The sequence below is a fragment of the Tropicimonas sp. genome (assembly GCF_047971885.1).
Lineage (GTDB): Bacteria > Pseudomonadota > Alphaproteobacteria > Rhodobacterales > Rhodobacteraceae > Tropicimonas.
Map to the genome: position 1 here is coordinate 17,129 of NZ_JBKEAE010000062.1, position 12,996 is coordinate 30,124.

11 protein-coding genes are annotated in these 12,996 nt (G+C 66.9%); 9 read left to right on the forward strand and 2 right to left on the reverse strand.

The features are described 5' to 3' along the window. The first annotated feature begins 202 nt into the window (after positions 1-202). Both modB and modC read left to right on the forward strand, forming a co-directional pair. Positions 203-901, forward strand: coding sequence for a molybdate ABC transporter permease subunit (gene modB / locus ACK5IR_RS05990; RefSeq protein WP_416927000.1), 699 nt, complete (start codon positions 203-205; stop codon positions 899-901). Then, positions 898-1,986 (forward strand): molybdenum ABC transporter ATP-binding protein, encoded by a 1,089-nt coding sequence (modC, locus tag ACK5IR_RS05995; RefSeq protein ID WP_416926897.1) that lies wholly within the window; start codon positions 898-900, stop codon positions 1,984-1,986. The genes modB and modC overlap by 4 nt, the downstream gene beginning before the upstream one ends. A gap of 2 nt (positions 1,987-1,988) precedes the next feature. Here modC and ACK5IR_RS06000 read toward each other — a convergent pair whose 3' ends face one another. Next, the gene (locus tag ACK5IR_RS06000; RefSeq protein ID WP_416926899.1) at positions 1,989-2,762 is read right to left on the reverse strand and encodes a sulfite exporter TauE/SafE family protein; all 774 of its coding nucleotides are present in this window, start codon (positions 2,760-2,762) and stop codon (positions 1,989-1,991) included. A 147-nt stretch (positions 2,763-2,909) separates the two neighbouring features. On the opposite strand from ACK5IR_RS06000, the gene ACK5IR_RS06005 reads away from it, so the two are divergent. From ACK5IR_RS06005 to ACK5IR_RS06025, 5 genes are all read left to right on the forward strand, one after another. Then, positions 2,910-4,607, forward strand: coding sequence for an acyl-CoA dehydrogenase family protein (locus ACK5IR_RS06005; protein WP_416926901.1), 1,698 nt, complete (start codon positions 2,910-2,912; stop codon positions 4,605-4,607). 150 nt (positions 4,608-4,757) lie between these two features. Continuing rightward, positions 4,758-5,810: a quinolinate synthase NadA gene (nadA, locus tag ACK5IR_RS06010; RefSeq protein ID WP_416926903.1), complete on the forward strand. Its 1,053-nt coding sequence runs from the start codon at positions 4,758-4,760 to the stop codon at positions 5,808-5,810. A 14-nt stretch (positions 5,811-5,824) separates the two neighbouring features. Then, positions 5,825-7,399 (forward strand): L-aspartate oxidase, encoded by a 1,575-nt coding sequence (locus tag ACK5IR_RS06015; protein ID WP_416926905.1) that lies wholly within the window; start codon positions 5,825-5,827, stop codon positions 7,397-7,399. Next, the gene (gene nadC, locus ACK5IR_RS06020; protein WP_416926907.1) at positions 7,396-8,244 is read left to right on the forward strand and encodes a carboxylating nicotinate-nucleotide diphosphorylase; all 849 of its coding nucleotides are present in this window, start codon (positions 7,396-7,398) and stop codon (positions 8,242-8,244) included. Before ACK5IR_RS06015 ends, nadC begins: the two co-directional genes overlap by 4 nt. Positions 8,245-8,370: 126 nt before the next feature. Then, on the forward strand, positions 8,371-9,741 hold the full coding sequence (locus ACK5IR_RS06025; RefSeq protein WP_416926909.1) for a cytochrome P450: 1,371 nt from the start codon (positions 8,371-8,373) through the stop codon (positions 9,739-9,741). 89 nt (positions 9,742-9,830) lie between these two features. Here ACK5IR_RS06025 and ACK5IR_RS06030 read toward each other — a convergent pair whose 3' ends face one another. Continuing rightward, positions 9,831-11,270, reverse strand: a complete 1,440-nt coding sequence (locus ACK5IR_RS06030; protein WP_416926911.1) for an aldehyde dehydrogenase family protein — start codon at positions 11,268-11,270, stop codon at positions 9,831-9,833. 156 nt (positions 11,271-11,426) lie between these two features. On the opposite strand from ACK5IR_RS06030, the gene ACK5IR_RS06035 reads away from it, so the two are divergent. Continuing rightward, positions 11,427-12,083: a peroxiredoxin gene (locus ACK5IR_RS06035; RefSeq protein ID WP_416926913.1), complete on the forward strand. Its 657-nt coding sequence runs from the start codon at positions 11,427-11,429 to the stop codon at positions 12,081-12,083. Between the two features lie 170 nt (positions 12,084-12,253). Beyond that, a complete protein-coding gene (locus ACK5IR_RS06040) occupies positions 12,254-12,814 on the forward strand; it encodes a L,D-transpeptidase (protein WP_416926915.1) in 561 nt (186 codons plus the stop codon). The last annotated feature ends 182 nt before the right edge of the window (positions 12,815-12,996 follow it).

Consider the following 12,996-nt stretch of genomic DNA (forward strand, 5'->3'; position numbering starts at 1 on the left):
CTTTACGGCAGGGCCGGACACCCCTTGCCACCCGCGACAGCCGGGATAGACTCCGGCGGATGCCGACAGAGGAGCCCAGCACGATGACAGCCGCGCGAACTGCCGCGTTTGCCGCATCTCCGTCGCGCTTGCCACCCGCAGCGCCGGGGCCAGCGCCGGGGCTCGCGACCGCGCTTTCAGCCAGAGGAGCGGGGTGAGCCAGATGTTCCTGGGACTGACCCCCGACGCCTGGCAAGCCGTCCTTCTGTCGTTGCGGGTATCGTTCTTCGCAACCGTCGTCAGCCTGCCGCTGGGGATCCTCGTCGCCCATGTGCTGGCGCGCAAGAGCTTCCCGGGCAAGCAATTGCTGAACGGCATCGTCCACCTGCCGCTGATCCTTCCGCCGGTGGTCACCGGGTATCTTCTGCTGCTGACCTTCGGCCGCCGCGGGCCGGTCGGCGCTGTTCTTGACAGGATCTTCGGCTTCACCTTCGCCTTCAACTGGACCGGCGCGGCACTGGCCGCCGGCGGCATGGCCTTTCCGCTGATGGTGCGGGCGATCCGCCTGTCGATCGAGGCGGTCGATCCGGGGCTGGAACAGGCCGCCGCCACGCTGGGCGCCTCGCGTGTCCGGGTGTTCGCGACCATTACGCTGCCGCTGGTCGTGCCGGGGATCATCACCGGCGCGATCCTCGCCTTTGCCAAGGGGATGGGCGAATTCGGCGCGACCATCACGTTCGTGTCGAACATTCCCGGCCGCACCCAGACCCTGCCGTCGGCGGTCTATGCCTTTCTCCAGGTGCCGGGCGCCGAATCCTCGGCCGCGCGGCTGGTGGTGATTTCGATCACCATCGCCATGGGGGCGCTTCTGGCGTCCGAAATCCTCGCCCGGCGGGTCGCAAGACGGATCGGCAGCCGATGACGCTCACCGTTTCGCTCGACCATCACCTGCCCGGCTTCACCCTCGACGCCAGCTTCGAGGCGCCGCCGGGGATCACTGCGCTGTTCGGTCATTCCGGCGCTGGAAAAACCACCATCGTTCAGGCGGTTTCGGGCCTGCTGCGCCCCGACCGGGGGCGGATCGCGGTGGGCGACTGGGTGGTGCTCGACACGAGCCGGGGCATCTGCCTGCCGCCGCATCGGCGCCGCGTGGGCTATGTTTTTCAGGACGGGCGGCTTTTTCCGCACATGAACGTCCGGCGCAACCTGCATTACGGGGTCAGGTTCTCGGGGCATCCGCACAACCCGGCACAGACCGACCGTATCGTCGGCATGCTGGGTATCGGCGATCTGCTCGACCGTTACCCGGCGGGGCTGTCGGGCGGCGAAAAGCAGCGTGTCGCCATCGGGCGGGCGCTGCTGGCAAACCCGCGGCTGCTGCTGCTCGACGAGCCGCTCGCCGCGCTCGACGAGGCCCGCAAGGCCGAGATCATGCCCTATCTGGAACGGATGCGCGACGAGGCCGGGGTGCCGATCCTCTATGTCAGCCATTCCGCGGCCGAGGTGGCACGGCTTGCCACCACGGTTGTCGTGCTCGACCACGGCCGGGTGGTCAACGCCGGCCCGGCCATCGAGGTCATGGCCGATCCCGCATCCGCTTCCGCCTTCGGTCCGCGCGAGACCGGTGCCCTGCTTGCGGCGCGGATCGTCGCCCGGGCCGACGACGGGCTGACCGAGCTTGCCACCTCGTCCGGGCGGCTCCATCTGCCCGGTGTCGAGGGGGCGCCGGGAACGGTGCTGCGCATCCGCATTCCGGCCCACGAGGTGATCATCGCGCGCGACCGTCCCGAGGGGCTTTCGGCGCTCAACATCCTGCCCGCGACGATCCGTGCGCTGCGGCACGGCGAAGGGCCGGGCGTCATGGTCCAGCTCGAATGCGGCAACGATCTGCTGTTGGCGAGGATCACCCGAAGATCGGCCAATGCGCTGTTACTGGAACCCGGAATGCCCTGCCATGCGATCATCAAGTCGGTCGCGGTCGCGCGCAGCGACATCGGTGGTCTCTGACCTCAGAAAGCGGCCCGCCGCAGCAGGTTCAGTCCGGCGACGATCAGCACCAGCAGCGTCAGGCGGCGGAACCGCGCCTGATCCAGACGGTCGTGCAGCCGCAGCCCGAAATACACCCCACCCATCGCCGGAACCGCCATCGCGGCGGAAAACGGCAGTGTCGCGCGGTTCAGAACCCCGGTCTGAAGATGGGTCGCCAGCAGCAGGACCGCCCCCAGCGCAAAGGCGACACCCAATGTCCGCAACTGCTCGGTCTTGGGCGTGTCGACCGAGGTCAGATACAGCACCAGCGGCGGCCCCCAGACGCCGGAGATACCGCCGACGACCCCCGAGACCGCGCCAAGCCCGACCTCGGCCGCGAACCGGTAGCGGGGCGGAACGCGCGGATGGAACCCCGCCAGTTGAATCAGCCCGAAAACCGTAACCGGCAGGCCGATCAGCAGATAGAGGAACCGCTCGTCGACGCTGCGCACCAGCTGCGCCGAGGCGATCAGCAGCACGCCACCGACGATCAGGTAAACGCGGATTGCCCGCACCGCGCGCCACGCCGCAGCAATCCCGCCGCGAAACGCCTGCAACAGGTTGCTCAGCACCGTCGGCAGGATCAGACCGGCAAGGGCAAGCTCGGGCGCCATAAATGACGCCAGACCCGAGATCATGATCATCGGCATGGCAAAACCGACGGCACCCTTGACGAAACCGCCCAGAAAAGCCACCGCAAAGGCCAATGCGAATACCGGCAGCGACAGTCCGGCGAAAACAGAAATACTATCCATCAGCGCGGTCTAGCCGATTCTCCGCCACCCCGCATCGGAAAAGCAGAAGACAGATTGATTGCAATTGTTGTGCGATATTGAAATTATGTTGCGCTGCACCTGCAAACACCCTATCCGGTAGCAAACCAAACGCAGAGGATTCGAGACATGCCGCACGATGGACAGGACCGGCCGGTTTCCCAGTTGAAAGATCCGATTCTGGACAACCTGCTGAAGCTGACGGAACTGTCGCTGCCTCCGGTCGACCGGCTGGTCGGGCGTGCGCGCGAGGCGGTGCGCGAAAAGGTCACCGAAGACGGGCGGGTTTCCGGCGCACTCATCGAGGCGCACCAGACCGCCGCACATGCGCTGGCCTGGCTTGCGACCTATTCACAGTCTCTGCACCAGATGCAGGCATGGGCCGAACGCCTGAGCGCCGATGGCCGGTTCGGCGAGATCGAGCAACTGATCCACCAGATCGCCTTTGGCGAATATCTGTTGCAGATTCAGGGTGGCATCCCGATGAGCCAGAACGAGATCGTGCGCGTCCGCGACATGGGTCTGGACGAGCGCGAGCACCTGAAACTGCTCGACACGCCCGAGATCGCGGCGCTGTGCCAGAACGGCAACAGCCAGCGCGCGCGGACACGGCTGGTCGAACTGATGCAGCAGCAATCGGCCAATATCACCGTCGGGGCCACCGGACTCGACGACGAACTGGAGATGATCCGCGAGCAGTTCCGCCGCTACGCGCTCGACCGGGTGGAGCCCAACGCCCACGAATGGCACATGAAGGACGAACTGATCCCGATGGAGATCATCGGCGAACTGGCCGAAATGGGGGTTTTCGGACTGACCATCCCCGAGGAATACGGCGGCTTCGGGCTGTCGAAAGCCTCGATGGTCGTGGTGTCGGAGGAGCTTTCGCGCGGCTATATCGGGGTGGGATCGCTCGGCACCCGCTCCGAGATTGCCGCCGAACTGATCCTCGCCGGCGGCACCGATGCGCAGAAAGCCGAATGGCTGCCGCGTATCGCCAGCGCCGAAATCCTGCCCACGGCGGTTTTCACCGAACCCAACACCGGATCGGATCTGGGGGCGCTGCGGACCCGTGCCGTGCGGGACGGAAACGGCGACTGGCGCATCACCGGCAACAAGACATGGATCACCCATGCGGGCCGTGCCCATGTCATGACGCTGCTGGCCCGCACCGATCCCGCAACCACCGATCATCGCGGCCTGTCGATGTTTCTGGCCGAAAAGGCACCGGGCACCGGGGAAGACACCTTTCCCACCCCCGGCATGACCGGCAGCGAAATCGAGGTGCTGGGTTATCGCGGCATGAAGGAATATGAACTCGGCTTCGATAATTTCCGGGTGAGGGGCGAAAACCTGCTCGGCGGCGAGGCGGGCCAGGGCTTCAAGCAGTTGATGAAGACCTTCGAGGCCGCCCGTATCCAGACCGCCGCCCGCGCCATCGGCGTCGCCCAGTCGGCGCTCGATATCGGTATGCGCTATGCCGGGGACCGCAAGCAGTTCGGCAAGCCGCTGATCGCCTTTCCCCGGGTTTCCGGCAAGTTGGCGATGATGGCGGTCGAGATCATGGTCGCCCGCCAGCTTACCTATTTCGCCGCCTGGGAGAAGGACCACGACCAGCGCTGCGATCTGGAGGCCGGCATGGCCAAGCTGCTGGGCGCCCGGGTCGCCTGGGCGGCGGCGGACAATGCGCTGCAGATACATGGCGGCAACGGCTTTGCGCTGGAATACGCGATCAGCCGGGTTCTCTGCGACGCGCGCATTCTCAACATCTTCGAAGGCGCGGCCGAGATTCAGGCGCAGGTGATCGCCCGGCGGCTGCTGGCCTGAGCGGACGGCCCTTGTGCCGGCGGGCCGGCGGGCTTGCCCTGAACCCTGCGTCACTATAAGTATCCGCCTCGGCGCCCGGGCCAGGGCGGTCGTTACGCGCACTCCACATCGCGCGCCGTGGATTCACGGGCACCGGGGGGGAATCAGGCCATGCTCGATCAGGCGACCATCCGCAACGAACTCGCCTCGCTGTACGATCTTGCGCCGTCGGTCGGTCTGGCAGCGGAAATGGGCGATATCTATGCGCGGATGGACCGCGTGGTTTCGCCGCCGGACTTCGCCATCCATGCGCCCTATATCGCCGCGATCGACCGGCTGAAGCGCGAACGCAACGCGGTGATCCTGGCGCATAACTACATGACGCCGCAGATCTATCACGGTATCGCGGATTTTGTCGGCGACAGTCTTCAGCTTGCCGTGAGGGCGACCGAGGTCGAGGCCGCGGTCATCGTCCAGTGCGGCGTGCATTTCATGGCCGAAACCTCGAAAATCCTCAACCCGTCCAAAACGGTGCTGATCCCCGACGCAGCAGCCGGCTGTTCGCTGGCCGAGAGCATAACCGCCGAAGGGATCGCCGAGATGCGGCAGCGATATCCCGGCGCGCCGGTTGTCAGCTACGTGAACACCACCGCCGAGGTAAAGGCCGCCTCCGATATCTGCTGCACCTCGTCGAACGCGGCGCAGATCGTCGCCGCGATGGAAGGCGACACCGTCATCATGACGCCGGACCGCTATCTGGCGCAGAACGTCGCCCGTCAGGTGCCGCAAAAGCGCGTCGTGTGGTGGGAGGGGTCGTGCATCGTTCACGAGCAGTATACGGTCGGCGACCTGCGCGAGTTCCGCGAATGGAACCCCGGAACCCGTATCATCGCACATCCCGAATGCCCGCCCGATGTGGTGGCCGAGGCCGATTTCTCCGGCTCGACCAGCGGGATCATCGACTATGTCCACCGCGAACGGCCGGAAAAGGCGATGCTGGTCACCGAATGCTCGATGGCCTCGAACATTGCCGACGAACTGCCCGAGGTGAATTTCGTCGGCCCCTGCAACATGTGCCCCTATATGAAGAAGATCACGCTGGAAAAGGTGCTGTGGTCACTGCACGGCATGCACGGCGCGGTCGAGGTCGACGCCGAGGTGGCCGCGCAGGCACGCGTCGCGGTCCAGCGCATGATCGACCTGTCGCGCAAGCTCTCCGGCTGAAGGGCGCCGAAGGGATGGACGAAATCTCTACCGAGCGCGTGATCATTGTCGGCGCGGGGCTGGGGGCGCTCTATGCGGCGCTGAAGCTGGCGCCGCACCCGGTGCTGGTCCTCTCGCCCGAACCGCTCGGCGCCGGGGCAAGCTCCGCCTGGGCGCAGGGCGGTGTCGCCGCGGCGATGAGCGCGGCCGACAGCGCCGAGGCCCACGCGGCCGATACGCTGCGCGCCGGCGCCGGCACGGTCGACCCCGGCGTCGCAACCGCTGTTACCGCCGAAGCACGGGCACATATCCTCGATCTGACCCGGCTTGGCACACCGTTCGACCGCACGCCCGATGGCGGCTACGTGATGTCGCGCGAGGCCGCGCACAGCTTTGCCCGCGTCGTCCGGGTACGCGGCGATCAGGCCGGCGCCGAGATCATGAAATCCCTGATTGCCGAGGTGCGCGGCACGCCGTCGATTCAGGTGCTCGAAGGGGTGATGGCGACGGGGCTGCGCACCGAAGGCGGCAGGGTCACCGGTATCACGGTCGCCCTTTCACGGCCCGAGGGGTCGCCGCCGGTGCTGCTGCGCGGCACCGCCTGCCTGCTCGCCGGCGGCGGGTCGGGCGGGCTTTTTGCCCTGACAACCAACCCGCCGCGCATTCGCGGGCAGGTGATCGGGATGGCGGCGCGCGCCGGGGCGCTGATCGCCGACGCGGAATTCGTGCAGTTCCACCCGACCGCCATAGATTGCAGCGCCGACCCCGCCCCGCTTGCCACCGAGGCGCTGCGCGGCGAAGGAGCGATACTGCTCAACCGCAACGGCGAACGGTTCATGACCACCGTTCATCCCGACGCGGAGCTGGCTCCGCGCGACATCGTGGCCCGGGCCATCTATGCCCAGACGCAGGCCGGCCTGCGCCCGGTGCTGGATACACGCGATGCCATCGGGCCACGGATCGCAACCGATTTTCCCGCCGTCACCGAGGCCTGTGCCCGCGCCGGGATCGACCCTGCGACCGACCCGATCCCGGTCGCTGCCGCCGCACATTACCATATGGGCGGGATCGACACCGATGCCCGGGGCCGCGCCAGCCTCGGCAATCTCTGGGTCTGCGGCGAGGCATCTTCGACCGGGCTGCACGGCGCCAACCGGCTCGCCTCGAACGGGCTGCTCGAGGCGCTGGTCTATGCCCGCCGGGCGGCGCTGGGGATCGCCGCGGCGCTTGGCGATACAGGCAGGCCTGCCGCTGCGATCGAACTTCCCGATCTGCCGTCCGGCATTGTTCCCGACCCGGCGCTGGTCTCGCGTCTTCGCCGGGCGATGACCGATCATGTGGGCGTCATCCGCGATGCGCGGGGTCTGCGCCATGCGCTGCGCGAGATCGCCGCGATCGAGGCCGCGCAACCCGAGTGCGACACGCTGTGCAACATGACCGCCACCGCGACGCTGATCGCCGCCGCCGCGCTTCTGCGCGAGGAAAGCCGCGGCGCCCATTTTCGCGCCGATTTTCCCGAATCCGACAATGCCGCGGCACAACGCCGCCGCATGTCGCTGGCCGAGGCGTGCGCCCTGCGCGCCGGCCTGCAACCGGAGCCCACGAAATGACATTGCCGCCCCTGCCCGACATGATCCTCGAACCCATGGTCCGGGCTGCACTGATGGAGGATCTGGGCACCATGGGCGATATCACGACCCGAACCGTGATTCCGCAGGGCATGACCCATACGGCACATCTCAGGGCGCGCGAGGGCGGCGTCGTCTCGGGCATGCAGATCGCCCGCATCGCATTTCTGCTGATCGACCCGTCCGTTGCCGTACGCACGCTTGCGGGGGATGGCGACCGCATCGCCGAAGGCGAGGTGCTGATGGAAATCCACGGCGCTGCCGCCGCGATATTGTCCGCCGAACGCGTGGCGCTCAATTTCGCCGGCCGGCTGAGCGGGATCGCCACGCTGACCGCCGCCCATGTTGCCGAAACGACGGGAACGCGCGCGCGGATCACCTGCACCCGCAAGACCACGCCGGGCCTGAGACTGGCCGAGAAACAGGCGGTACTGCACGGCGGCGGTTTCAACCACCGCTTCTCGCTGTCCGACGCCATCCTGATCAAGGACAACCACATCGCCGCCGCCGGCGGCATCCGGCCGGTGCTGCGGGCGGTCAGGGCGAACGCCTCGCACATGATGCGGGTCGAGATCGAGGTGGACCGGCTCGACCAGCTGGCCGAGGTGCTGGACGAAGGCGGGGCGGATGTCGTGCTGCTCGACAACATGGACACCGCGACGCTGCGCGAGGCCGTGTCCATGGCCGCCGGGCGCGTGGTGCTCGAAGCCTCGGGTAACATGCGGCTGGGCCGCATCGCCGAGGTCGCGGCGACCGGCGTCGATTATATCTCGTCTGGTTCACTGACCCATTCGGCGCGGACGCTCGACCTCGGGCTCGATTTCTGAGCCGAAAACGCGCATCGGCGCGCGGAATCCGGCTCGACGATTGACCGGGCGTTCCGGCGCGCGCAGGCTGGAGACGGCCCTTGTGCCGCAAAAAGCCGCAGGCCCTGAAACGCCACGGGATTCATCATGACCGACCGCTTCGTGCCACCGACGATCGCCCCTCCCGGCAAGCCGCTGGGTATTCTGGCGAGCGTGCGCGCGGCGCGGCGGAACGTGCTGGGGATTCTGCCGGCGATCTCCTTCACCCAGCCCATCGTGACCGGCACCACCGGGCCGGCCCGCTGGCACATGGTGCAGGGCCCCGAGGGCCTGCGGCGGATCTTTCTCGACAACGTGGCCAACTACCCCAAGTCCGAGGTGATGCTCAGGATGCTGCGACCGGCGGTCGGCACCAGTCTTTTCACCTCCGAAGGCGATGCGTGGCGCTGGCAGCGCCGCGCCATCGCGCCGGTCTTTGCGGCGCGCAACATCGACAGCCTCGCCCCCTTCATGACCCGCACGGCGGAACGCACCGCCGAGCGGCTGTCGGCGGCGCGCGAGCCCGTGGAAATGGTGCGCGAGATGCTGACAGCCACCTTCGACGTGATCTGCGAGGTTGCCCTGTCGGGCCGGGCCCATTTCGATGCCGATATCTACAGTGCAGCGCTCACCCGCTATTTCCTGACCATCGGGCGCGCCTCGCTGCTCGATTTCCTCGACCTGCCGCCATGGATGCCCCGTCCGGCCGATATCCTCGGGCGCGGCGCGGTGAAAACCATGCACCGCATGGTCGCCAGCGCCATCGAGGCACGGCGCGCCTCGGGTCCGTGCGACGGCGACGACCTGCTGGATTACATGCTGACGGCGCGCGATCCGCAGACCGGGCGGCGGATGACTCCGGCCGAACTGCTGCGCAACATGCAGTTCTTCATCGTCGCCGGGCACGAGACCACCGCGCTGGCGCTGTCATGGTCGTTGCTGATGCTGGCACACGACAGCGCGGCGCAGGATCATGCCCATGCCGAGGCGCGCGCGGCGCTGGGGGAACGCCCGGCGGAAGCGGGTGATCTGGACAACCTGCCCTATATCCTGAGCGTCCTTGAAGAGACGATGCGTCTCTATCCGCCGGTGGGTCTGCTTGCGCGCAACGTTCTGGCCGAGGACAGGCTCTACGACCGCCCCGTCCGGCCGAAGGACACGGTGTTCCTGAACATCTACGCCCTGCATCGCAGCCGGTTGCTCTGGCAGCGGCCCGACGCCTTCGACCCCGGCAACTTCGCCCCCGGGGCGGTGGCCGCGCGCGACCGTTACGAATACCTGCCCTTCGGCGCCGGGCCACGCGTCTGCGTGGGATCGAATTTCGCCATGATGCAGGCCCGGATCATCCTGTCGACGCTGCTTGCGCGCTACCGCTTCACGCCTGCCGGCGGCGCCTTGCCGGTGCCAGTGATGCACATGACGGTGCGCCCCGATCCGGGGATCACGCTGCGGGTGACGCGGTATATCGATGGGATGTGACCGGCCCGGCAAATTTCGTGCCGGCAGGGCAGGCCCCCCGGCACGAATGCGTAGCCGATACGCGGTGCCAGACGCAGAGTCGAAACGCACTATCCGGCCGGATAGCCGCCGACCGCCTTGACCTCGAGAAAGTCGTCGAGCCCGAACTTGCCACCCTCGCGCCCGTTGCCCGACTGCCTGATGCCGCCGAAGGGCGAGCCCTGCGAGCGCGACTGGCCGTTCAGTTCCACCATCCCGGCGCGAAGCCGGCGGGCCATGCGGCGCAACCGGTCGGGGTCCTGCGTCTGGGCATAGTTGGTCAGGCCATAGACCGTGTCGTTGGCGATGCGTACCGCCTCGTCTTCCGTGTCGAAGGGCATGATCGACAGCACCGGGCCAAAGATCTCCTCGCGCGCGATGGTCATTCCGGGTGTGACATCGGCAAAGACAGTCGGCCGGGCGAAGTAGCCACGATTCAGCCCCTCGGGCCGGCCGGGGCCGCCGCTCACCAGGCGGGCGCCTTCATCGATTCCCTTCTGGATCAGGCCCTGCACCTTGTCCCACTGCATCCGGCTGACCAGCGGCCCGATGTGGCGCCCCTCCTCGTGGGCGCTGGCGACGCGAACGCCCTCGGCCGCCACGCGCGCCGCCTCGACCGTGCGCTCGTAGACGGAACGTTCGACCAGCATCCGGGTCGGTGCGTTGCACGACTGGCCGGTGTTCTGCATGCAATGGGCGACGCCGCGCCGGACCGCATCCTCGCCGGCATCGGCAAAGATCAGGTTCGCCCCCTTGCCGCCCAGTTCGAGGCTCACCCGCTTCAGCGTATCCGCCGCCGCCTTCGAGATGGCAATGCCGGCGCGGGTCGAACCGGTGAAGCTGACCATGTCGATACCGGGATGCGCCGAAAGCTGGCTGCCGACACCCGGTCCATCGCCGTTTACCATGTTGTAGACACCGGCCGGAACGCCGGCCTCGTCGACGATCTCGCTGAACAGGACCGATGAAAGCGGCGCGATCTCGGACGGTTTCAGCACCATGGTGCAGCCGGTCAGCAATGCCGGGATCACCTTGAGCGTCACCTGATTCATCGGCCAGTTCCACGGCGTTATCATGGCGACCGTGCCGATGGGGTCCATGACGATGCGGTCATTGGGCGAATGATCGTTCAGCGGGCGGACAAATTCGAAATCGCGGATCGCTTCGAGGAAGCCCTCGATATGCCACGATCCGGCAGTCACCTGGCTGGCACGCGACAGCCGGATCGGCGCCCCCATCTCCAGCGTCATCGCCTGCGCCATTTCCTCGGCGCGCCGGTTGTAGATTTCGAGAATCCGCTCGACGCAGGCGATCCGCTCGGCCGGGTCTGTCTGCGACCAGGCCGGAAACGCCGCATTGGCTGCGGCCACCGCCGCGTCGGTATCGGCCTGATCGCCGAGCGATATCAGCGCGACCTCTTCCTCGGTCGAGGGGTCGATCACGGGAAAATCGCGCGCCGCGGCAGGGCCGACCCAGGCGCCGTTGATGTAGAACTGACGTTTTTCGATCATCGGGTTCCCTCCCGCCGGACAATTTGCGACAGAGTGTCACCGCTCGACCGAGGCCGCAAGGTGGTGTTCATTTCGCGTCCGCAGCATATCAGAGAGTTCAACGGTTATCGGGGCGCGTGGCGCGCACCCGCACCAGACCAGGAAGGCAACCCGATCATGGCATTGCGCATCAACGATACCTTTCCCGATCTCAGGCTCGAAACCAGCCAGGGCGAGATCGCATCCTTTCACGACTGGATCGGCGACGGCTGGGCGATCCTGTTTTCGCACCCCAAGGATTTCACCCCCGTCTGCACGACCGAGTTCGGCGCGGTGGCGCAGCTTGCCGACGAATGGGCAAAGCGGAACACCAGGGTGATCGGCCTGTCGGTGGATGGCGTGGACGAACACAGGCGGTGGATCGGCGATATCGAGAAGATCGCCGGGGGCGACGTGACCTTTCCGATCATCGCCGACGAGGATCTGGCAATCTCCAAGCAACTCGACATGCTGCCGGCCGGTGCCTACCTGCCCGACGGCCGCACCGCCGCCGACAGCGCCTCGGTCCGCTCGGTCTTCATCATCTCGCCGGACAGGAAGCTCCAGCTTTCGATGACCTACCCGATGTCGGTCGGTCGCAACTTTGCCGAGGTGCTGCGGGCGCTCGATGCGCTTCAGGCCACCTACCAGACCCCGGTCGCGACGCCCGCCAACTGGACCGGCGGTCAGGATGTCATTGTCGCGCTGTCGCTCGACGACGACGCGGCGCGGGCGAGATTCGGCGAGATCGACACCGTTCTGCCCTATCTGCGCAAGGCGAAGCAGCCTGCCTGAGCGGCAGGTTCCCGCCATTTCCGGCCGCCTTGCGGGCATTTCGTGGGGCGGCCGCATCAGACCGGCGTTAATCGGCACCACCGGCTTGCTCACCCAGAGCCGGCATGGCAGGTTTTTCGTGAATTGCATTGCCCGGCAGCTACGCCCGGAGCACAGGGGGATTACAAGCCATGTTCAGCCGTCGCGATATTGTTCTGGGAACCGCCGCCCTTCTGGCCACGCCGTCGGTCGCACGCGCCGCGGATCAGGAAACCTATGAACTGCCCAAGCAGTTCCGGACCTATATCGTCCGCGCCAAACCCGAGTTCCGGCCGGGCGAGATCATCATCCTGACCAGGCAGCACTTTCTCTATTTCATCCTGCCGGATGAAAAGGCCATCCGCTACGGCGTTGCCGTCGGAAGCGAGGGGCGGAACCTGTCGGGTTCGGCGGTGGTCAGGCGCAAGGCCGAATGGCCAAGCTGGACGCCGACAGCGAACATGATCCGCCGCGAACCGCAGGTTTACCGGAAATTCGCCGGGGGCATGCCGGGCGGGCCGGAAAATCCGCTCGGCGCGCGCGCGCTCTATCTCTATCGCGGCGGTCGCGACACGCGCTACCGCATCCACGGCACGCCGCAGCCGTGGACAATCGGGCGTTCGGTGTCCTCGGGCTGCATCCGGCTGCACAACGACGCGATCATCGATCTCTACAACCGCGCTCCGGTCGGAACCCGCGTCACTGTCTATTGACCGGCGCGCAGCGCCGGTTTCGGATGCCGCTGAAACCGGCCGCACCCCGTGGCGAAGACGCGCGGGATTTGAACTGATCGCCATGAGGACGGACAGTTCGCGAAAGTCGGCTTTGCGGACGAAGCTGCCGTTCTTCTTTCGCCCGGAACAGCCGCTTCAGCGGCCCGGGCGGCGCCCGTCCG